General features: G+C 40.3%; 16 protein-coding genes and 1 tRNA gene. 10 read left to right on the plus strand and 7 right to left on the minus strand.

Annotation, left to right across the window (positions count from 1 at the left end; translation table 11 throughout):
• The first annotated feature begins 123 nt into the window (after window positions 1-123).
• The 4 genes from ACMKPP_RS01595 to ACMKPP_RS01610 all read left to right on the plus strand — a co-directional run bounded on the left by ACMKPP_RS01595 (window position 124) and on the right by ACMKPP_RS01610 (window position 5,717).
• Window positions 124-1,656, plus strand: coding sequence for an ABC transporter permease/substrate-binding protein (locus ACMKPP_RS01595; protein ID WP_418369210.1), 1,533 nt, complete (start codon window positions 124-126; stop codon window positions 1,654-1,656).
• 255 nt (window positions 1,657-1,911) lie between these two features.
• Complete coding sequence (locus tag ACMKPP_RS01600) at window positions 1,912-4,041, plus strand: heavy metal translocating P-type ATPase (protein WP_418369211.1); 2,130 nt, start codon at window positions 1,912-1,914, stop codon at window positions 4,039-4,041.
• A gap of 465 nt (window positions 4,042-4,506) precedes the next feature.
• Window positions 4,507-5,460 carry a magnesium transporter CorA family protein gene (locus ACMKPP_RS01605; RefSeq protein WP_004694714.1) on the plus strand — a complete coding sequence of 318 codons (954 nt, stop codon included), beginning with the start codon at window positions 4,507-4,509 and terminating at the stop codon, window positions 5,458-5,460.
• Between the two features lie 168 nt (window positions 5,461-5,628).
• Window positions 5,629-5,717: transfer RNA gene (locus ACMKPP_RS01610), tRNA-Ser, on the plus strand.
• Between the two features lie 203 nt (window positions 5,718-5,920).
• Here the strand turns inward: ACMKPP_RS01610 and ACMKPP_RS01615 are convergent.
• The 4 genes from ACMKPP_RS01615 to ACMKPP_RS01630 all read right to left on the minus strand — a co-directional run bounded on the left by ACMKPP_RS01615 (window position 5,921) and on the right by ACMKPP_RS01630 (window position 8,063).
• Window positions 5,921-6,046: a hypothetical protein gene (locus tag ACMKPP_RS01615; protein WP_298606645.1), complete on the minus strand. Its 126-nt coding sequence runs from the start codon at window positions 6,044-6,046 to the stop codon at window positions 5,921-5,923.
• Window positions 6,047-6,170: 124 nt separating this feature from the next.
• On the minus strand, window positions 6,171-7,190 hold the full coding sequence (locus tag ACMKPP_RS01620; RefSeq protein ID WP_298606643.1) for an Abi family protein: 1,020 nt from the start codon (window positions 7,188-7,190) through the stop codon (window positions 6,171-6,173).
• Window positions 7,191-7,311: 121 nt separating this feature from the next.
• A complete protein-coding gene (locus ACMKPP_RS01625; protein WP_227037280.1) occupies window positions 7,312-7,695 on the minus strand; it encodes a hypothetical protein in 384 nt (127 codons plus the stop codon).
• 68 nt (window positions 7,696-7,763) lie between these two features.
• Entirely contained in the window at window positions 7,764-8,063 is a 300-nt protein-coding gene (locus ACMKPP_RS01630; RefSeq protein WP_418369212.1) for a hypothetical protein, read from the minus strand.
• Window positions 8,064-8,743: 680 nt separating this feature from the next.
• On the opposite strand from ACMKPP_RS01630, the gene ACMKPP_RS01635 reads away from it, so the two are divergent.
• Together ACMKPP_RS01635 and ACMKPP_RS01640 are read left to right on the plus strand one after the other, a co-directional pair.
• Window positions 8,744-9,970, plus strand: coding sequence for an MFS transporter (locus ACMKPP_RS01635; RefSeq protein WP_418369213.1), 1,227 nt, complete (start codon window positions 8,744-8,746; stop codon window positions 9,968-9,970).
• Between the two features lie 148 nt (window positions 9,971-10,118).
• Window positions 10,119-10,667 (plus strand): SGNH/GDSL hydrolase family protein, encoded by a 549-nt coding sequence (locus ACMKPP_RS01640; protein WP_278457333.1) that lies wholly within the window; start codon window positions 10,119-10,121, stop codon window positions 10,665-10,667.
• Between the two features lie 163 nt (window positions 10,668-10,830).
• On the opposite strand, the gene ACMKPP_RS01645 is transcribed toward ACMKPP_RS01640, so the two are convergent.
• Window positions 10,831-11,823, minus strand: coding sequence for a hypothetical protein (locus tag ACMKPP_RS01645; RefSeq protein WP_004694840.1), 993 nt, complete (start codon window positions 11,821-11,823; stop codon window positions 10,831-10,833).
• Between the two features lie 351 nt (window positions 11,824-12,174).
• On the opposite strand from ACMKPP_RS01645, the gene ACMKPP_RS01650 reads away from it, so the two are divergent.
• Both ACMKPP_RS01650 and addA read left to right on the plus strand, forming a co-directional pair.
• Window positions 12,175-15,732, plus strand: a complete 3,558-nt coding sequence (locus tag ACMKPP_RS01650) for a PD-(D/E)XK nuclease family protein (protein ID WP_287540903.1) — start codon at window positions 12,175-12,177, stop codon at window positions 15,730-15,732.
• Complete coding sequence (addA, locus tag ACMKPP_RS01655) at window positions 15,722-19,588, plus strand: helicase-exonuclease AddAB subunit AddA (protein ID WP_418369214.1); 3,867 nt, start codon at window positions 15,722-15,724, stop codon at window positions 19,586-19,588. The genes ACMKPP_RS01650 and addA overlap by 11 nt, the downstream gene beginning before the upstream one ends.
• 80 nt (window positions 19,589-19,668) lie before the next feature.
• On the opposite strand, the gene ACMKPP_RS01660 is transcribed toward addA, so the two are convergent.
• The gene (locus tag ACMKPP_RS01660; protein WP_008602199.1) at window positions 19,669-20,610 is read right to left on the minus strand and encodes a diacylglycerol/lipid kinase family protein; all 942 of its coding nucleotides are present in this window, start codon (window positions 20,608-20,610) and stop codon (window positions 19,669-19,671) included.
• 208 nt (window positions 20,611-20,818) lie between these two features.
• On the opposite strand from ACMKPP_RS01660, the gene ACMKPP_RS01665 reads away from it, so the two are divergent.
• Complete coding sequence (locus ACMKPP_RS01665) at window positions 20,819-21,526, plus strand: GntR family transcriptional regulator (protein ID WP_004694848.1); 708 nt, start codon at window positions 20,819-20,821, stop codon at window positions 21,524-21,526.
• Window positions 21,527-21,703: 177 nt separating this feature from the next.
• Here the strand turns inward: ACMKPP_RS01665 and ACMKPP_RS01670 are convergent, their stop codons facing one another.
• Window positions 21,704-22,087 carry a helix-turn-helix domain-containing protein gene (locus tag ACMKPP_RS01670; RefSeq protein WP_038150489.1) on the minus strand — a complete coding sequence of 128 codons (384 nt, stop codon included), beginning with the start codon at window positions 22,085-22,087 and terminating at the stop codon, window positions 21,704-21,706.
• A gap of 189 nt (window positions 22,088-22,276) precedes the next feature.
• Between ACMKPP_RS01670 and crcB the strand changes: the two genes are divergently transcribed.
• A complete protein-coding gene (gene crcB / locus ACMKPP_RS01675) occupies window positions 22,277-22,657 on the plus strand; it encodes a fluoride efflux transporter CrcB (RefSeq protein WP_227037287.1) in 381 nt (126 codons plus the stop codon).
• Window positions 22,658-22,698 lie beyond the last annotated feature (41 nt).

Raw genomic sequence — 22,698 nt, forward strand, 5'->3', positions numbered from 1 at the left:
GAATAATTAGGTATACAATGGTATTATGGGTAAATATAGCTTGATAAAGATTTTTTGAATTTGGTTAGCTGTAGTATACCTATATAGTTTTTTATTTCTTAACTTAGAAAGGCGGTGTATGTAATGCATGATGTCATATCATTACTTATCAATCGCTATGATTTTTTCCTCCAGTTGTTATGGGAACATATAGAAATTTCAGTATTAGCTTCTGTTATTGCTACCATCATCGGTGGATTATTGGGTGTGTTTATATACGAATATAAACGGCTAGCTGCGCCAGTTATGGTAGTGGTTAATTTCCTATATACAATTCCATCTATATCGATGCTAGGTCTCTTGTTGTACGTATCAGGTGTTGGTAATACGACCGCTATTATTGCATTGGTTATCTATGCTTTATTACCGATGGTACGCAATATATTTACTGGTCTTAACCAGATTGATAAAGCCATGTGTGAAGCGGGGATTGCATTAGGACTCACGCGGATTCAACGTTTGTGGAATATAGAGATTCCCTTGGCTATGCCGACGATTATGGCTGGTATACGGACCATGCTCGTTATGACCATTGCCTTGACAGGTATTGCATCCTTCATTGGTGCTGGTGGCTTAGGTGTGGCGATTTATAGGGGCATTACAACGAATCAAAGTGCTTTGACGATTGCCGGTAGTCTACTGATTGCCCTATTAGCCATTACCGTTGATGCGCTCTTTTCTTTAGGTGAAAGAGTAACGCATATTAGCCCCCATATGAAGCGTTATACGATTATATTTGTTTCGATTATGACGATAATTGCGATGGGTATAGGTGGCTGGGCCATGTATTGCCGTCATGTGAAGACCGATGTTATTCATATTGCAACGAAACCTATGACGGAACAGCTTATTTTGGGGAATGTTTTAAAAGAATTAATCGAGAAGAAGACTGATCTAACCGTAGAGGTTACAGAAGGTGTAGGTGGTGGTACATCAAATATTCAACCAGCTATGCTTTCCGGCCAATTTGATATATATCCTGAATATACGGGGACGGCTTGGTCTGCTGTGTTAAAACGTACAGATGCTTATGATGAAAGCTTATTTAATGAGCTTTCACAGGCTTATAAAGAGAAATATAATTTTGAGTGGGTCGGCATGTACGGCTTTAATAATACCTATGGCATAGGGGTGCGTAATGAAATCGCTCAGAGTTATGGCGTAAAAACGTATTCTGATCTTGCTCGTATAGCACCATCCCTAACATTAGGAGGGGAATATGATTTCTTTGGTCGTGAGGATGGCTATCCTGGATTACAACGGGTGTATGGCATGAGCTTTAAAGCGACTAAAGATATGGATATAGGTCTAAAATATACGGCTATTAGTCGTGGAGAGGTGGATGCAATGCCGATATTCACGACTGATGGTCAATTAAGTATTGCACCGATTACGGTGTTACAAGATGATAAACATTTATATCCATCCTATATGTCTGGTAATGTGGTGCGTAGCGAAGTGTTGATTGCTCATCCTGAACTGCGGCCTGTATTAGAAAGTTTGAATCATACGATTACAGATCAAGAGATGGCGAAGATGAATTACGCCGTTGAAACGGAACATCAACTGCCAGCTGATGTAGCACATAAATTCCTGGTAGAACGAAATTTGATATAAGGTGAATATAGTTAGAACTAAAGTAAATAAAATTTGATATATATTGAATATGATTTTGTATTGACATTTAATCTCTTTTGATGTAATATAAACATATGAACAGATATTCATATAAATAAAAATATCTGATGAATAATGTTTAGGAACATATATAACAAGATATGAAACAAGATATGTCTAATAAGTATTAGAAATAGACAATAAATTAACTTATAATACAGGATAGAAACTTTCACTATTATCAAAGGAGATATCATGGAAGAAACATTGTTGTTGAAGGATTTGAACTGTGCGAACTGCGCAGCAAAAATTGAAGATCGTATCCGTAAAATGGATGTTGTAGAGACTGCCAATTTTACACTTGCTACACATCAATTAAAATTAACCGGCTCTTGGGAAGACCGCGAAGCTCTTAAACGTGACATTCAAGACATTTGTGATGCCATCGAAGAGGGCGTTACAGTAGCTGATTATGAACGTAAATCTAAAGCGACTATGGATGACCATGGTCATGATCACGACCACGGTAGTGATGCTGTAACAATTGCAGTCATCGTAGCAGGCCTATTGTTCATGGCTTACGAAGCGTTGACTACAGTTGTGCCGTCCATTGGCATGCCAGAGTCTATCGAAACTCCAATTTACTATATTGCCTATATCTTACTTGCGTTCCCAGTATTGCGTATCGCAGGTCGTAATATCTTAAAAGGTCAAGTATTTGATGAGAACTTCTTGATGTCTATCGCTACATTGGGCGCCATTGCAATCGACGCATTGCCTGAAGCCGTAGGCGTTATCTTGTTTTACCGTATTGGTGAGTTCTTCGAAGAAAAAGCAACTGATCGTAGTCGTACAGAAATCATGAACGCTGTCGATATGCGTCCTCAAGAGGTGCGCGTTGTAGACACATGCGGCGGTGGTGAAATCGTAGTTATGGCTCCTGAAAAGGTTGAGGTAGGTAGTACTATCGAAGTTCGCCCTGGCGATTTAATTCCTTTAGACGGTACAGTTCTTGAAGGTGAAACTCGCGTTAATACAGCTCCTGTAACAGGTGAACCTGTACCTGTTCGCGCCGTACCTGGCACACAACTCATGTCTGGCTGTATTAACGAATCTGGTCGTATTACGATGCGCGTTGATAAGGTTCTTGAAGAATCTATGGTTACAAAAATCCTTGATGCCGTTGAAAACGCAGCATCTTCTAAACCTAAAATCGACCGTTTTATCACGCGTTTTGCTCGCGTGTACACACCGATTGTCGTAGCTCTATCCTTGGTGGTTGCTATCATCCCATCCCTTATCACAGGGGAATGGCATAAATGGATCTACACAGCCTTAACATTCCTCGTTATTTCTTGTCCATGTGCATTGGTACTTAGCGTGCCACTCGCATTCTTCTCCGGTATCGGCAATGCTTCTAAACACGGTATCTTGCTTAAAGGTGGTCGTGTTATCGAGGCCTTAGCTAATGTGAAAGCAGTGGCTCTCGATAAAACTGGTACCATCACATCTGGTGAATTTAAAGTACAAAACGTAGAAACTGTAGGCTCCCATGTGAGCAATGCTCAATTGTTATCCATGGCTTCAGCTATCGAAGCAGTATCTACACATCCAATCGCAACAAGTATCGTTTCCGAAGCAAAGGCACAAGGTATCGTAGTAGAAGCGTCTGACTTTGTTCAAGAATTAGCCGGTGAAGGTATGGTTGGTACTGTTGATGGTCAACAAGTCCTCGTTGGTAACCGTCGTCTCATGGAACGCTATGCTGTTCAAGGTTACCCAACGGAAGCTGTTGAATACGGCACAGAAGTACTAGTAGCAGAAGGTAATGTATACCTCGGTCGCATCATTATCGCCGATGAAGCTCGTCCAGATTCCGCAGAAGCGATTGCAGATCTTAACGGTCAAGGTATTAAAACAGTCATGCTTACAGGTGATGCTGAAGCAAGTGCTAATTATATTGCCAAAGAAACTGGCGTAAGTGCCGTTCGTGCTCAATTGTTGCCACAAGATAAATTGTCCGTTGTACAAGATATTCGCTCTGAATATGGTCCAACTATGTTCGTAGGCGACGGCATCAACGATGCACCAGTGCTTGCTGGTGCTGATGTAGGTGGCGCGATGGGTAGCGGTGCTGATGCGGCTATCGAAGCGGCAGACGTTGTATTTATGCGTCCATCCTTGACTGCCATTGCACATATCCTAGACTTGTCCAAAGCAACATTGCGCGTTGCTTGGCAAAATGTAGTATTCGCTATTGCTGTTAAAATTCTTATCATGGCGCTAGGCCTTATGGGCTATGCATCCATGTGGTGGGCGGTATTCGGTGATACTGGCGTATCCATTCTTTGTATTTTGAACTCTATTCGTATCTTGCGCCGTTAATTTGGCGACAGTAATCGTATAGATTTATATAGGAATATATAAGCTATAGGATACAAAGCATATAAAGCATATAATATAAGATATCTGATCTAAAAGGTTAGAGTCAAAATAAATAACCTCTATATTAGCGACAAGCCAGTATAGAGGTTATTTTTATAAGCTTTAACCTAATGATATGTTTTAAATTATTTGTTTGCATACTTACTCACTGTAAGTTTTAGTGGTCTAATCATTTGGTGGATTTTTTAGTTTAGCAGCCTTATTAATCTATCTATTCGCTAGATTTGATATAAGGATAGTTTTAAGATGCTTTTAACATATACAATTGTGCATTCTTAATAGACATAAAGCGATTTATGTATGTACTACATAAACAAAACTTTCACAATTGAATTGAATAATAGCTATAAAATAGTATATAATTTATTAGATGATTACTATATGTTCGTTGGAAGGAGGGATAGCATGATCACGGTGTACAAACACATAGAAGAAGAGTTAGTTTCAGACTGCACTGTATCAGATGCCACAAAAGGTTCTTGGGTAAATTTGGTGAACCCAGACCCCGATGAGTTGTCCCTCATCAACATTTTGACGGAAATTCCAACGGACGTTTTAAAGACCGCCCTCGATATGGAAGAACGTTCTCACGTGGAGTTAGAGGACAACTATATTTTCGTGGTTATCAACATCCCTGCGATTCGTGGTAATGATATGTACGATACGGTGCCACTTGGTATCTTTTTGACACCTGACTTCTTTATTACCGTATGTCTTGAAGAATCTGAGGTGTTGTATCCGTTCATTTCAAATCAACTGTCTACGTTCTATACGTATAAAAAGACACGATTCTTGTTCCAAATCTTGTACCGTACAGCTACATTGTTCTTACGTTACTTGCAACAAATTAACCGCCGTACCGACGATATCGAAGTTCAGTTGCGTCATACGACGAAGAACAAAGACTTCTTCCAATTGTTGGAATTACAGAAATCCATGACGTACTTTACCTCTGCGTTGCGCACGAATGGTACCGTTATGGAACGTCTATTGCGCTTGCGTGGACACAGCACGTATAGACATTTGCTCAAGATGTATGAAGAGGATGAGGACTTACTAGAGGACGTTATCATCGAGAATAAACAGGCCATCGAGATGGTTGAAATGTATTCCAATATCTTGATGAACATGATGAACGCCTTCACATCTATCATCTCTAATAACCTCAACATGGTTATGAAAATGTTGGCGGCCCTTACGATTACTTTGGCGGTTCCGACAATTATATTCAGCCTGTGGGGGACGAATGTGGCGTTGCCGTTTCAGGATGATCCGAATGGATTCTACGAAGTAGTAGGTATTTCCGTGGTGTGTTCCATCATTGCTATCATAGGCATGTGGAAAAAAGACCTATTCTAAAATATATGACAAATATCTAATAGATTAGGGCAATACCAAATGTTAAATACAAATGAAAAAGCTGGCTGTAAGTCAGCTTTTTTGCTTGCTTATGTATTATATTATTGCTTATTTACGTATTACGTTGTTGCTTATTATTAGACCAATTTGATATAATAGTACCGTTATGGAGAGGTGTCCGAGTGGTTTAAGGAGCTGGTCTTGAAAACCAGTGACTCCGCAAGGGGCCGTGGGTTCGAATCCCACCCTCTCCGCCACTAATACATACAACTATCACAGATTATAACAAATTGTAACGGACTATAACAAATATAGTAAGAATAAGGGTTTATAACGGTATTGTAAGATTACAATTATAACGAATTGTAACGAATTATAACACAATTTTGCCACCATTTTGCCCCCAAAAGAATAAAATGATTTGCCCCCATTGCATGCAGTATGTAATGGGGGCATTTTTCTATTTATGACTAATAGCAGATCCAATTTTATTAATAGCGGTATTCAATTCTGATTTCATTTCGTCAGTAACATGTGTGTAGACTGCTAATGTAGTACGTGGTTCATTATGGCCAACACGTTCCATGATTGCTTTTAATGGTACATTCGTCTCTGCTAGAAATGAAATATGGATAGAATGATGTTGATGTGATATGCCTCTTAGGTATATCGTGTTCTCTCATTCTGTTGGTAGCAGAATGAGGTTTTTATTAATTAGAAAGAGTTTGTTGATACTTATCTAATCGATCTAATATATTGGAGGGTAATGCTGTTAATTTACAATAATCCGCAAATAGATTCGTTCTTAGTTGATTTTGTTCCTCTGTAAGATTATTAAATATTGCATTTTTAAAATCTGTTATAAAAAGAGTTTTTAAATATGCATCGTTTAAAAATAAAAGTATTATCAAAACAACTGAATATAATCCTTTACATGCTGCCTTATCAATATTAAGTGGCTGTTTTTTGTCAGGTGTTAAATAAATTAAATAAGGCAAAACTTTATATAATTGCTTTGGCTGTATTGAATGTTCTGACCTATATTGGACAAAATGTAAATTATGAGCGGCTAAATTCCTGAAAGCACGTACATTTTCCAATCCATTTCGAATGATATCAACTTTCTGGCTGTATTCGATTTTTTCATAGTTAGAATCAAATATAGTTTGTAATATAGGTTCTTTTTCATTACGTTCTAATACATTGAATAAATTTATAGCGTCACCAAATGAAATATTTTTAAAGAGAATCCAAGGAGGGACATGATTATGATTCTCTATGTAATGCTTGCTAGGTAGCTTATGTTTTTTCTGATCCATTAATAGAGGAAGAATTTCGGCTAAAACATTATCTTTGAAAGAAGTACCACAAGCATATGACTGATAGTGGTTGCTATTCAGATAACTATCTTGATGAACACCAAAAGAGCTTGCTATAGAATATGCTAATAGATTCTTAAACATGTTTTCAACAAATAGACTATATTTCATAATAAAGGCTTGAATGCTTTTATCTAACAAATGAAATTCATATAGATACTCTATAGATATGCCTACCTTGAACTTGTTATTTTCCATGAATATATTTTTATAACCATTAATTAGGTCATAATATGAAATAGATGTAAGCACTCGTTTTGCTAAAGTACAATCTGTAATTAAAAGATCGTAATCGTTTATTAATTTAGATATTTGTTCTTCGTAAGTTTTAAATGGCTTATCATAGACCATATGTACTCCTAGACACAAAAAAGAAACCCGCTACATTAAGTAGCGGGCATGGTGATACGCTCATAGTCGTACCGATTTACTACTTAATATATAGCATATAGGACATGGTTTTGTCAATAATTTACTCATTGGTTAATTGAACCACATCGCCTAGAATGATAGGAGTGATTGGAGGTGGTGTTGGTGTATTTGTAAGTGTTATCTTGCTAAATTCCTGTGATTCTTTTCTAGTTTGTTGCATTAGCGATTGTAAAGGACTAAGAACATTTACCTTAAAATATTTAAAAATCTTACATTCAGAAAATTTTTCGTAAGGCATACTGATTTCAATAACCGCCTTTACTGCATCATAGGAACCATAATTTTTACCATTTACTATAATATCAGTCCCTTTTTGGATAATTCTAAGCGTTTCACCTTGTTTTGCCCCATCTTTAAGCCCATAGTTTATTAATACTGTTTTTGATGTAGGTATTGCAATAACTTCGTATTCTTTAATTGGCATGTTATTCTCTCCTTAACTAAACCATATAGTATTAGTAATTGTATTATACATAATTTGTATAATGATTATTAACATGAATATGTCTTAATGATATATTGTCCACAATCACATTGGTAAATAGACTTATCTGTAGCATTATCCATATGAATATGCATTTTCTCTTTTAATTTAGGTATTGGATTGTGGCATTGTATGCAGTTCAGTTGATTGTGTTTAATGTAAACCCCACTATAGCGAATACCATCTATATTAACTACTTGTAGATTATCATCATCTAAGGCAGCTAATTTTGATAATGCATAGATGTTATTTAGAATTTTTTGCTCTGCCTCTGATTTATTAATAAGATTAATTTTGATTTTATCCATAGAAGTTAACTCTCCTTATATTTTTTAATTTTTCTAAACTATTAGGAATACCGGATAATCAGTAAGACTATAGAATGAATTATTTTTATAAGCGTGGATATACTCATCAGGTGATAAAAAACTTAATTGTAAAAGCATTGATTTGTCGTTCTAGTTTATCTATATAATAGAATGTAATGGGCCTACAGAAAGGTACATTAGTATTATGATGCTAATATATTTTGGTTGATATAAATAGTACGAATCCTATAATTAGTATCACACTATCCTAATAAACTCCTTAAATTTTTAAATCTGCTCACAATATTGAGATATTCATATAAGTGAAACGAATTATTGGTATTGTGTATTGCAATTAACTCTCTAACTATTTGATAGAGTCGAAAGAGTTTTCAGTACTATTGCCTATGGGCTGAATATCATTAAAGAAAAACATAATACAATCTCCTATGCGGGTAATTACAGATTAGTAATATTTTTAGCATCTATAGTTATATTGCTGGAGATACTAAATTATACTATGAATATTAACAACAAAGACTCTTCATTGCTTTCAGTATAGCATAGGTGAAAGCAAATGAGAATTGATGATAGAGAGAATAGTTTTATGTAGCCAATCTTTACTCACTTATGATATGCTATCGATATATTTATTAGATATTCTGTAGAAAGGAGCTCGTATGAATCGACTTAGTTTCTCGCGAACTCAGATTTTAATTCTCCTTAGCGTGTGGCTCACATTCTTGTTGAGCTTTGTTATGCGCTTGTCTTGGGCATCTGTTATGCCTATCCTCAATGAGGCGTTGCATTTCACAGCCAAGATGGGGGCTCAACACATTTCGGCCTTTTACTTTGGATATGCATTAACGGTACTGCCAAGCGGTATTTTAGCCGATAAAATCGGTTACAGACGCACTATCTTGTTTAGTTTGATCGGTATGGCCGCTGTAACGGCTTTGATGAGTACCATTACAGACTATACCATGGCTTGGGGTTTGCGCTTCTTATTAGGGGTTATGTCTGGTCCTGTACAAGCTTCTTGCTTGAGCGCTATCGGAGATCACTTCGGTCCGAATCAACGGGGTGCGGCCGTAGGTATCTTCATGAGTTGTACTTCCTTTGGTATTACTACGGTAAACCTTTACGCTCCATATGTAGCTACACATTACGGTTGGCAAACGGCATTCCTTGCTACAGCCATCTTGCCGTTGGCGGTGCTCGTACTATGTTATTTCACAGTGCGTAAACCAAGTGCAGAAATCCTAGCACAACGAGAAGCGGAGGCTTCTGCAGTGGCTGCTAAGCTTGGCGTAGGCCAAACGTCTTTAGTAGAAAACTTGAAGCACATCATTTCCAACCGCAACATTCGTTGTTTGGCCATTGCGGGCTTCTTTGCAACAGGTACGACTTGGGGCGTAACGCAATGGGCAAACTTATACATGGTTAAACAATTAGGTGTAACTGCTATCTATGCAGGCCAAGTCATGAGCGTATTCGGTACGGCTGCGCTCATTGCGAAACCAACAATTGGTATTTTATCTGATATTTTGCCAATTAAGAAGAACCATTTAGCGGCGCTCGTTATGTTCTTATTTGCGCCCGCTTTAATCTTGTTTGCAAGTACGGCAAATCCAAATATGCTCTTTGTAACAGGTCCAATCCTCGGTATTGGTGCCTTTATGCATAGTGCGTTGACTAATGCTCTTGTAGTTCAATCGGCAGCACCTCATTTGCGCGGAACTACCGCGGGCTTTGTAAATTTGTTTAATCAAATTGGTGCTCTCTTGGCGCCACTGCTTTTGGGCAATGTCCTCGTTATGACGGGTAGCTACCAAATGTCCTTGATGTCTATTGCCATAGCTCCTATTATCGGTGCATGCGCATTGTTCTTCATTCGTCTTAAATAATATAAAAGGATCCGTAAATGAACTGCCCTTCTAAAAATTGCGTCTAATTGGAGGGCAGTTCAAAACGGGTCCTTTTTGTAATTAATATGTATATTGTGTATGGTGTTCTTTTATTATATGATTGAGTCATAGTACAGGAGGGATGTAAATGGAAATCATCTGTTTTGGCGATAGCATTACGCGTGGCTATGATGTACCCTATGGACGCGGTTGGGTCGAAATCTGCGATGCTTCCATAGAGAACGTTAATTTTACAAATTATGGTGAAGATGGCTGCTCCGTACAGGGGATGATATATAATATTGAAAATTGGGCGGTTACTGCTGTATCCGATCCAACACGTCATATTTTCTTGATGTGTGGTACTAACGATATTTTACAAGGTCGAGATAGTACCTATGTGTACAAGACTTTGGTGAAAGCTATTGAGGTGGCTAGTACAAAAGGGATGGTAATCATCGGTTTAGAAACTCAAATTGATAGCGATATGGATGGATTAAATCTGGTTGTACGAGAGGTTAATGAACAGCTAAAAGCCTACGCAGCGGAGCGTAATATTAAGGTCATAGATTTCTATACCACCTTGTTTGAAGCGGATCAAATTGGACAAATTGTCTTTGCTGGAGAGGTACATCCCAACGAGCGCGGTTATCGATTAATGGCATATAAGGCATTAGAGGTCTTTACGCGATTATAACGGCACTATAATACGACTGTAACGGGACTATAATGCAACTGTAATATAAAGAACATAAAAACTCCCCTAATGAGTTGCCTCATTGGGGGAGTTAGTGATTTATAGCCTTTTGTGCTAGCGAAAGTTGGGGGCTTTCACCAGATACAATTAAATTCGTAACGAATTATTTTTTAGATTTAGTAGATACTTTATTGTTGGACACCTTAGCAGATTGTGCGATTGCATATGCAGTGCCTTTTACTAAATCAGAAGCTTCAGCAGTGTTGCCAGATACGGTTACAGCTGCTACAGTGTCTTCGGTTACTGCGAATAATGCAGTTGCATAAGGGTGTTGCGCACCATTTGGTACAGTTACAGCACCGGATTTAACAACGATGTAACGACCGTTGTTGTTAAAAATATCATAATGAGCTGCTTGTTTTACACCATCATAGCTTTCATTGTAAGCGAACAATGCAGCTACTTCACCACTTGCTACTTGACCAGATTGTTGCATGGAACGCAATTTAGCAGCTGCTACAGCTGTTGGTTGAGTCATGTTTACAGTGATGCGCAAAGAGTTGTTGTTTACAACTGCTTCAGTGATTACGTTTGTAGAGAATACATTCGCAACACCGTTGCCAGCACGGTTGTAAGAGCTAGCAGTTTTCACTTGGTAGCCGTTAGTGTATGCAGGCAAGTCATATGTGTAAGTTTTACCATTTAACAACAAGTCGAAAGCGTTCAATTGGTTAGCTTTGTAGCGAGAAACGTAGGAGCTGCCGTTGCCATTAGCTGTTACGGAGTTTACAGTTTCTTGGTATACAGGTTGGGCTTCAGTAGGGATAGGATCCATGATTTGAAGACCTACAGCTGTTGTTTGTGGTGCCACAAAGATTGGATCACCTAATTCTTTAGATACAGGCATTTGTTGAGCCATATCACCTGCTGTATAAGGCACTGCTGGCAATGGTTTGTAGCCAGGGCGTGGTGCACTTGTAGCATAACTAGTTTGGTAAGCTGGCGTAGCCGCTTGTGGTGCAGGATAAGAATATTGTTCTGCTGAAGCACGTTCGTAAGCGCGTGCATTAGCATCAATAGTTGCAGCAAAAGCAGAGAAAGACATCGTTGTCGCTGCAAACACTGCAAAAGCAGTTGCTAAATGTTTTTTGTTCATAATAATTTACTCCTAAATACATGATTTTACAAATAACACAGATACTAACTTGTATTATATAGGAATTCATGCTAATTGTAAATAAAATATAAAATATTATCTTAATTATAAATAAATATAATCAAATGAGTCAAATATTGTACAATTAGCCATAGAATGTCATATTACTATATAATAATAATCAGTATAGTAATTTATTATATCGAAAAATTTCGTTTAATGCTATATCTAATTCGTATAGTGCTACAATTAATTTGTGTAGTGCTATATCTAATGCGTTAACTGATATGAGCAATATAAATTTGTGGATTATATCAATTGAGATGGTGAAAGTTTCACTAGGGAGGTCTCATGAGTATTAGCGTCTATTATGGACGGGCTGGATCAGGCAAGACACGTGCCGTATATGAGCGCATACGTCAGGTCATGACAGACTGTCCAGGGGAACCAATAATTTTGCTTGTTCCTGAACCTGCTACCTATCGGGTGGAACGGGAGCTAGCTGAATTTATGCCTGAAAAAGGCTTTACTACGGTTCGCGTTGTAGGCTTTGGTCGTTTGGGTTATCAGGTATATCAATCTATAGGCTCAAAAGGGGTCGGTCAATCAAGTTTATCAAGCTTTGGCCGGTCTATGTTGTTGCGCCTTGTAATGAAACGAAAGCAAAAGGAACTGGGGTTGTTAGAACAGGCCACAAAGCGACCTGAGTTTTCCTCTGTATTGCAACAACTCTTTTCTGAATTTCGCGCCTTCCGTGTAGGCCCTGCTGACTTAGAACGAGGGGCAGAATCTGTTAAAAATAAAGTATTACAAAAGAAATTGCGCGAGCTAGCTATTTGTATGGCTGCCTATGAAGAGGAACTCAGTCGCCATGGGGAGCGCGACATCGATCCTATCATGGAAATCGTAGAGGCTTTGCCACAATCTCCTCTCATGGAGAATAGCCACGTCTTTATCGATGGTTTCCATTGGTTTACACCGACTCACTATGAGTTGATTTATACCTTGTTTGACTTGGCGAAGGAGGCCGTTATTACTATCGATTTACCGATGGATCCAAAGACGTTAAATCTAGCTCGTCGAGGGGAGCATCTCTTCAGCCGCCCTTTAGAGATTTACGACACCTTAGTCGCTCGTTATGGCTCTAGTATCAACTGGGTTGGCTTTGAGGGAAAACGAGGCCCTCAAATCGTTCAAGCTCTAGAGTCTAATTACTTTGCTAGTCCTAGTAAGAAAAACTCTACAGATGAAACGATTCCGCTTATTCGCGGCTATAACCGGGAACGCGAAGCAGATGCTGTGGCTCGTCACATTTTAGCCTATGTAGAATCATCTGAAGAGGCTCGTTACCGAGATGTATGTATCATGCTCCGCGAGTCTGAAACCTATGGTGACACTTTAGAAAAAGTCTTTACTCGCTACGGTATTCCGCACTTTATCGACCGTCAACGTCCTATGAAAAACCATCCATTAGGCGAGCTATTGACGGCCCTATTTGATATCGTGCGTCATAACTATAGTCGAGATAGCATGTTCCTCTTGCTCAAGACGGACTTGATGCCGCTTACTCGTGAGGCTGTAGATGAGTTAGAGAACTACGTTCTTGAGTTTGGTATCGACCATTATAAATGGGAACGTGAAAGCTGGCCGTACCTACGAGGCTTTTATGAGGGGCAAGATGAAGAAAGCCACGTAGATGCACCACGCAGAGCACGTGTTAACAAAGCAAGACAAACCATCATGGATGTTCTATCTCCGTGGTTTGATTTTGCAGCTCATAGTGATGGACATACGGGCGCAGAATGGGGAGCCCAATTATATGGGTTGTTAGAAATATTGCAAGTGCCAGAGCGCCTCTATGAATGGGCGAAGGACGCAGAAACTGTAGGTGATCAAGAATCCAAAGCTAGTCATGAACAGATGTATAATGCGGTCCTTTCCTTTATAGATGAAATTTCTATGGTTATGAAGGACGAAATATTGACCTTGGATGAAATGATGTTACTTCTCGAAGAAGGTTTGAGTGATGTCAATTATTCTATGATTCCGCCGTCTTTAGATCATGTGGTAATCACCACTATCGAACGTGGTTACAGCCAGTGGTGGCCTAAGGTATTTGTAATGGGCCTCAACCAAGGTGTGTTCCCTCAAAGTATGGGCGATGAAGGACTCATCAAGGATAAGGAGCGTCAAGAATTGGCCGATGCAGGCATTACCTTAGCAGAAGGTGCCTTGCCGAAGGCTTTCAACGAGAATTTTCTATTATACCTCGCCATGACGCGGGCATCTGACTCGTTAACTCTGTCCTATGCTGGTTCTGGTGAGGATGGTACAGGCCTTGAACCATCTCTTATTGTGAAGCGATTAGAATCTCTTGGTTATGTAGGGGAAACTGTAGATATACCACTAACCATCGCGCCTGATACAGAGGCGGATTACGTGTGGCGCCCACTTCAAAGTCTATCCTTATTATCCGAGCGCTGGGGTGCTCTCTTTAGCGGACTTGAGGTCAATCCTCTTTGGTGGGGCCTCTATAACTGGGCTCGTGAAAGCGAAGCCTATCGTCCTCGTTTAGCGGAGGTGTCACGTGGCATTCGAGATAACAACGATGTGCCTGTCATTACGCAGGATTTAGTAAATGGGTTGTTCTTGTCTAAAGGCTATATGTCTGGTTCTGTGACGCGCCTTGAACGATACCAACAATGTCCGTTTAAGTTCTATGCTCAATATGGTTTGAAACTAGAGCCACGTCCAGTGCGCTCCTTTGGAGCTCCTGAAATTGGTACGTTCCTACATGCTAATTTAGAGCGCTTAGGAAATTATCTATTAGAAAACAACAAGCAATGGCGTGACCTTGACGAAGAGGAACAAGAAAATCTATGTCGCGCCGTGGCAGACGAAATCTTACAAGAGAATCAACTAGGTGAAGAAACGAGCGATGCCTACCAAAAGGCCATCGAGCAACGTGTACAGAGAACATTGCATGTGACGGTAGACCGCCTCGTAGAATGGTCTAAGCGCAGTGATTTTGATACGAAGTATTTAGAGCAAGACTTTGGTCGTCAAGGTGGTTGGGATTCTATTCGAGTCCCTCTTGGTGAAGACCGCTACTTGCGCCTCATCGGTCAAATTGACCGCATCGACGAATATACGCGGGATGGTCAAATCTATGGCATGGTTATCGACTACAAATCGGGTGGCGCTCATGTGACGGCCCAAGATGTGTACTACGGCCTTAAACTGCAACTCATGACCTATCTATTGGCCTTAGAATCCGCTTACGATAAAACGCATGGCACCTCTATGTCGCCGGCAGCCGTGGTTTATTCCTACGTGAAGAACCCTAAAATCCCTGCTGATACGCCTATATCTTATGAAGATGCCGTTTCGTTGGCTAATGAAAGTGATGCTTGGCAAAACAGTGGGTATTTCTCCGATGATATTGAGTTATTGACGCATATTGACAATAAGTTTTTATCCTATGGTTCTAAACGAGGCCCTTATGTGCCAATTGCTACGAAGAAAGATCAAACCATTTCCAGCAGAGATTTGCGTAAGGTTAAGAGTACTGGTGAGTTTGATGTAATGTGCCGTTATACAAATCACGTGATGGCTGAGACGGGCCGTCATATTGGGGAAGGACAGTTTCCGATTAAGCCATATCAATTAAATGGCTTTAGACCTTGTACATACTGCGATTATAGAACGGTATGTCGCTTTGACTCTAGCCGTAATCGATATAATTATTTGTCTAGATTGTCTGAAGATGATGCATTAGAACGGATGAAAGAAATCTTAAGCGACGGAAACAACGGAAACAACTGTAACGACAGAAATAACAGCAACGAAAAAAATAACAATAATGACGGAAATAATAGTAGCGAAGGAGGTGAAAACCATGGGTGTTAAATGGACGCCAGAGCAGGAGTCTGCCATCATAGCACCTAAGGACTCCTCCTTAGATAATCAGACCTTACTTGTTGCGGCTGCGGCCGGCTCTGGTAAAACAGCAGTTCTCGTAGAGCGTATTATTACGCGTCTTAAAGATATGGATAATCCCTTATCGGTTCAAGAACTCATGGTTGTAACTTTCACAAAGGCTGCAGCTCAAGAGATGAGTGCTCGTATTGGGCTTGCCTTGGCTAAAGCCATGGAATCCACTGAGGATGCAGCAATGCAAGAACGCCTTGAACGACAGCTCAATCTATTGCCGTCTGCTCATATTTCTACATTGCACTCCTTTTGCCAATGGGTAATCCGGTCCTATTTCTACAAGCTCGATATTAATCCAACGGCTCGTATCGGCAATGAAGCAGAAATGGCGTTGTTACAACAAGAGGTATTAGCCGATTTATTAACTAAGTCTTATGAAGAGGGCCTTTATAATATCTATGAGCTAGCGGACTTCTTCAGCGACGATAAATCCGATGCGGGCTTAACGGCAAAGATTATGTCCTTATATAACTACGCCATGTCCCTTGCTAATCCTGATGGATGGCTACGCAAAGCCTTAGAGCCTTATAAAGAGGCGATGACCATAAACCCTAGTGATACGATGTGGGGCGAATATATGTGGTCGAATCATTTAGCTGTTATCGACCGTATTCGGGAGCGCTTAGAGCGGATGGAGCAAATTTTACTTGATCCCGTAGGTCCTCATAAGTGGCAAAATATATACGATAATCAACTGGCTGCGCTAAGTATGCTTTCAGCAGCTCAATCTTGGAATGATATGGGCGATGCTTGTAAGCATATGGATACCTTTATTAAGAATCAATTCCGTATGGGTTCAAAAGAGGCACAAGCTTATGACCCTATGTTGGTAGCAGAGTTTAAATCTTTAGGTGGTCAAAATAAAGATGACCTCAAAGCCATGCAAACCGCTATATTCACCGTTCCGGAAGCTATCTTGCAAGAGCAGTTTAAGGCTCAATATCCAATCATAGAAGGCCTTGTAGAGCTGACGATTGCTTTTCATAAAGCCTATAGAGACATGAAGCAAGAGCAAGGCATCATGGATTTCAGCGATCTTGAGCATCTATGCTTGGCGCTTCTCGTTGAACCTGGCACAGAGGATGACCCTCAGCCATCTGAAGTGGCAAAGGAACTGCAAGACACTTTCAAAGAAATCATGGTCGACGAATACCAAGATACGAATGGCGTACAAGAGACGATTATCAACTTGATTTCTCGCGTCGATAATAGGTTCTACGTGGGGGACGTGAAGCAGGCTATTTATAGCTTTCGTATGGCCGACAGTTCTTTATTTATGGAGAAGTACAATACTTACGGTGGTACTGATGCGGTAGAACGACGTATCGACTTGGCGAAAAACTTCCGATCTGATGCAAATATTTTGGCTGCTACGAACTTTTTGTTCTATCAAATCATGACGGAAGACGCGGCAGAGCTTAATTATACAGAGGCTGAATCGCTTGTTCCTGGCCGCATCGTAGAGGATGCACCAGAGGATTGGGTTGGAGGCGACGTGGAATTGCAGCTCTTAGATGTGAGTAAGGATACCCTTGGTGCTAGTGAAAGTGACGAAGATGAAGGGGATGACCCTGAAAACAACGAGCGTGAGTTAGATTTCATCATTCAAAAAATCAAGGAAATCCATGCTGCTAAGAAACAGGTGCAAAATCCAGATGGCACATTCCGTCAAATCGAGTGGCGAGACTTTGCTATTTTGCGCAGATCCTTGGCGGGTTGGGGGACGCGTGCCGTAGAAGCCATGCGTCAAGCGGGGATTCCTGCAGTCGTAAACGAGCGTGACGGCTACTTTGAAGCACAAGAGATTCAGCTATTATTGGCATTGTTATCCATCATAGATAATCCGGAACAAGATTTGCCGATGGCTGCCGTATTGCACTCTGGCCTGGTAGGCCTTGATGCCAACGAACTAGGTGCATTGCGACTGTCTGGTGAGGGGTCTCTATGGTCGCTCATGCCAACCTATGCAGAAGAGGCTCAAGATGAGCGCTTATTAGCTTTCATTGGCCATATGGAGCGGTGGCGCACCTTGTCGCGTCGCCATGGTGTGACCGATTTGTTGTGGGATATTTACGAATCTCAAGATTACGTAAACTATGTAGGGGCTATGCCGAATGGCCTCGTTCGTCGTGCCAATGTGCTTGCCTTATATGATAGAGCTAAGGGCTATGAAGCCTCTGGCTTCCGCGGGCTCTTTAGGTTCTTGCGCTTTGTGGAAAGCTTGCGCGACAGCAACCAAGATATGCCACTTGCCAATGTGGTGAGCGAGGCAGATAATGTGGTGCGCCTCATGACCATCCATAAGAGTAAGGGCCTTGAATTCCCTGTAGTATTTTTATCTGGTGTACAAAAAAGATTCAATATGATGGATTTGCGTTCAGAGCTTCTTATCGATAAAAATGCAGGACTTGGTTTGAAAGGATATTTTCCAGATATTCGAGTGTCCTTCCCGACCATGCCTTGGTTCTATGTTAAAGACGTAAAAGAGGCGGCCCTCAAGGCGGAGGAGCAGCGCATTCTCTATGTTGCCTTGACACGGGCACGAGATAAGCTATTCATGACAGGCTTTATTAAAGGCTTTAAAAATTCTAAAGGTGTATTAAGCACCATGGGTGAGCTCATTAAAAATGCGGCTTCCGTAGAAACTCAACAGTTACCGACAGATATTATCACACAAGCTAATAGTTATCTAGACTGGCTGATAATGGGCTTTGCTCGTCACTTAGATGGTGGCAATCCGTTGCGCGTAGCCATCGAGTACGAAGGGCCAACTTATTTTGATTTACCGGATAAACAGTGTCGTTTAAAGGTTGAGATCCATGATGGCTCTCTTTATGGTGATCTTGATTATAAAGCGGATATCGACGAGACTACGATTAACAAGCTACGGGAGTTACAAGCTGTTAATTCCGTAGAATTACCGCAGGAAATCGTGGACCGATTCAACTATAGCTATCCGTACAATGATGCTACTCGCCGGACCGCAAAAATCTCCGTTAGTGAATTGAAACGACGATTCCAAGAGCGAGAACTAGAGGCAGGAAATATAGACACTCTTAATGAATCGGTTGCAATGGTAGATTTGGGTGCTAAACGAGACCTGTCGGATGCGGTTCAGGCTATCGAGCTAGATACAACGAACCCGAATCTTAGTGCCGATGACAGTAGTAATATTAGTGTTCAGCCTGTTATCGTTTCGGAGGATGAATTAGCAAACTCCGTATTCGGTCGAAAGCCACAAGCATTACAGTCCGAAGATGATGTATTAACCGGTGCTCAATGGGGGACCTTGATGCATGAGGCTATGCAATGGCTACCTCTTGTGACGTATACGCAAGCTTCTTTGACGAAAGAACTCGATGCACTGGTGGCGAAAGGGACTTTCACGGAGGAAGAACGAAATTTATTAAGCGATATGAGTTTGTATAAATTTTTTAGCTCTGATCTTGGTAAGCGCCTTATCAATGCAAAACGTATCGAGCGAGAGTTGCCGTTTAGCATGCTCTTTGAAGGAAAACGCGTATATGACACCTTGGAGGATGGGGAAAATCTGTTCCTTCAAGGTATTATTGATACGGCCTTTGAAGAGGACGGTGAATGGGTTCTCGTAGATTATAAAACGGATCGCGTTACATCCGGAGAAGAACTCATTAAGCGCTATAAAATCCAAATGGACCTCTATAAAGAGGCCTTGCAGCGATTGACGGGGATGCCCGTGAAAGCATGCTATATTTATAGCTTCCGCTTGCATGATGCAATCATTGTGGACTAATGCGCATAGATTCTTATAAATTAATAAACACAAAAGCTCTCTATCTTTTGATAGAGAGCTTTTGTGTTACCAATTACTTATTATATATGTGGTAGTTTAGGCAGATTTAAGGCTTTTTTCTTTTTGTGCTTTGCAGGTGCAAATACTTTGAGTACGCGTGGCAATACTTCAATATCCACAGGCATATCCGGACCTGCATCACCATCCATATTAGTCGATAAATCATCGACGTCAGATAGAAGTTCGATATGAGCTTTTTTCACCGTTAATGTCGTTGTATAACGAGAATTATAAATGGCACCACTGATAATGAGTGGTAATACGCTGAGAATATCGAGGATAAAATATTCCTTGAAGATGATAATACGCATATAACCATCATCTACAGAGGCTTCTGGCATAAAACGTTCAAAGCTAGACACTACATTGGTAAGTAGGGCTAAAACGAGAGGGGATTTGCAGATGAAATCGTCGTTCTCTGTTTTGATGCGGTACGTGTAGTCCTTTGTAGTGAACAACGCTTGGCCTGCTCGCAAGAAATACGCAAGAGGGCCGAGTATGCTTTTTTCCTTTGGTGTAACTTCATCCACAACCTTAGGAATAACACCAGCTGCAATGTTATTGCAGAAATACCGATCATTACAACGGCCGATATCAATGGTTCGAGTTTCATTGATATCGATACGCCTGATAGCTTGTGTTGGATTTTGGTGAATGCCGAGCGCACGAGACATATCATTTACTGTACCAACGGGGATAAATCCAAAGGTACAGGAGAATCCACCTTGGGCAATACCATTAACGGTTTCGTTAACAGTGCCGTCACCACCCATGCAAAATACGGCATCAAACCCACGTTCACAAGCGTTCTTAGCGAAACGTGTAGCATCGCCTTCGCCTCTGGTGAATTTGACCTCAATCGTTTCGAACAAGGTACTCAATTTCCATTGTAAATCGAGGGCGTAACGGCGCGCTGCACCGCCTCCTGAGACAGGGTTGATGATAATCAAACAACGGCTCATAGTATACTTCCTTACTTTCAAAAATGAGATATAGCTATTATCTATAGTTAAATTGACAGTCTTAATGATGAGTTCTATAATTGTAATGTATGCACTTAATTTCGCACAACATACTGTCTAAGATATGTTGTATACTATATTATACTCATTTTAACCGTTCTTTGAAAGTCTGAAAGCATGAATGGTTAGTAAGGTTTAGGGGCTAGTAATGGGAAGACAAAGTTCAAAAGATAAATACAAATTGTCCGCAGTGGATTCTATCGAAAGATTACCTCTCAGTGAACAAGTATATTTAACATTAAAAACAGCTATCTTAACAGGCGAATTGATGCCTCAAGAGAAGCTTAACGAAGTAAAGATTGCAGAACAATTACAAGTGAGTGCTACACCTGTACGTGAGGCATTCCGCAAATTGGCTAAAGATAATCTCGTAGTTATCGTTCCTTGGAAAGGCGTTACTGTAAAAGCTGACACGCCAGAAGAAATCGTAGCACTTTACCAAGTTCGTGAAGTAATGGAAGGACTTGGTGCTAGATTATGTGCTCGTCATGCTACACCTGAGCAAGTACAAGAGCTAAGAACCCTTTGTAAAGAAATGCATGAAATTGAAGATGCCACAGAACGTGTTGATGTGAATAGCCGATTCCATACAATGATTGCTCATTACTCTGGCAATGAACGCATTGTAGATTATCTAGCAGGTTTCCGTGAACGCGTTAATCGCGACATGTACATCAGTTCTTTCAATGCTGTACGTACACATGACTGTGATGACGAACATGATCAAATCGTAGACGCTATTGAACGTCACGACGAAGTTGCTGCAGAAACAGCTATGCGTCAGCATATTAACAATGCATTTATCTTCAAAAAAGCAAATGCAGAAGTACAACATAAAAAACTTAATGAAGTATAATGCCTGCTGATGCTGTAATAGGCATAATGACATATGAAAAGCTCCGCTATTGACGGAGCTTTTTTGATTGTTATTTTGAATAGTTAATTCAACTTTCATTTAGAGTATTTAGAGCATCTTGATATAAATTAGGTATCATTTGTTGTATTTAATTAACCGCTATTTTAGCCTATCGGATTAGTTTGTTCTTGTTTTGTTTTGAGACGTCCTTTTGGTGTGGTTTAGAAACTCTAGTCGTTTATAGTGTGATGTTAGGTGAGCATTACAGTTTTTATAGTCTACAACACGCAGTCTTACGAGCTGACCTACGTTGATTTGAAAGGCTTGAGCGATTTTAAAAAGAATTTCCAAAGACATGCCGGAGATGCCTGTACCACATTCTAATTTACTTAAATAACTGCGACTGATACCAATGTGACGAGCTAACTCTTGCTGAGACATATTTAGGGATACGCGAATAATGGCGATTTTATGACCTAAACACACATATTGATGTTGTAAAAATGGGTCTTCGTACGTGTTGATCCGCAGTTCGGTGAGTGGTGTAGACGAGGGGTTCATAGGGACTCCTTCCTTTTCCCTACTCTCTAAATATAGTATACTGAGATTGTTAGCATCTGACTAATATAGAAAACTAGATAATTATCGGTTATTACAGATAATTACACGAATTGTGAAAGTAGTATTACATGTATGCTATAGTAATGTGAGCATACCATCTAGTATGTTATCTTAAGTAGAGGAGGCAATATGGAAAAATATATAGCCGTTGCCCTCGGTGGCGCCACTGGGGCCTTATGCCGTATGGCTCTCGGTGAATGGGTTATGACAAAGGTCAGCTCGTTTCCGTATGGTACGGTAGTAGTAAACCTCGTTGGTTGCCTCATTATCGGTCTAGTCTTAGGCCTTTATATGCAAAAGCCAGATCTACCTCAATGGGCGAGATTCTTCCTCGTTGTAGGTGGGCTAGGTGCATTTACCACCTTCTCAACCTTTGCCTTTGAAATGCTACAGCTTATGATGGCTGAATCCTATGTACAAGCATTATGGTACGGTGCAGTACAAGTCGTAGGGGGCTTAATCCTCTGTTGGGGTGGCATGCTAGTCGTGCGTCTACTCTGTACTATGTAAATATATTAATATTGAATAATAGTATTAAATACATTTTGATG

Origin of the sequence: Veillonella parvula (assembly GCF_048309325.1) — a bacterium.
Taxonomy (GTDB): domain Bacteria; phylum Bacillota; class Negativicutes; order Veillonellales; family Veillonellaceae; genus Veillonella; species Veillonella parvula_T.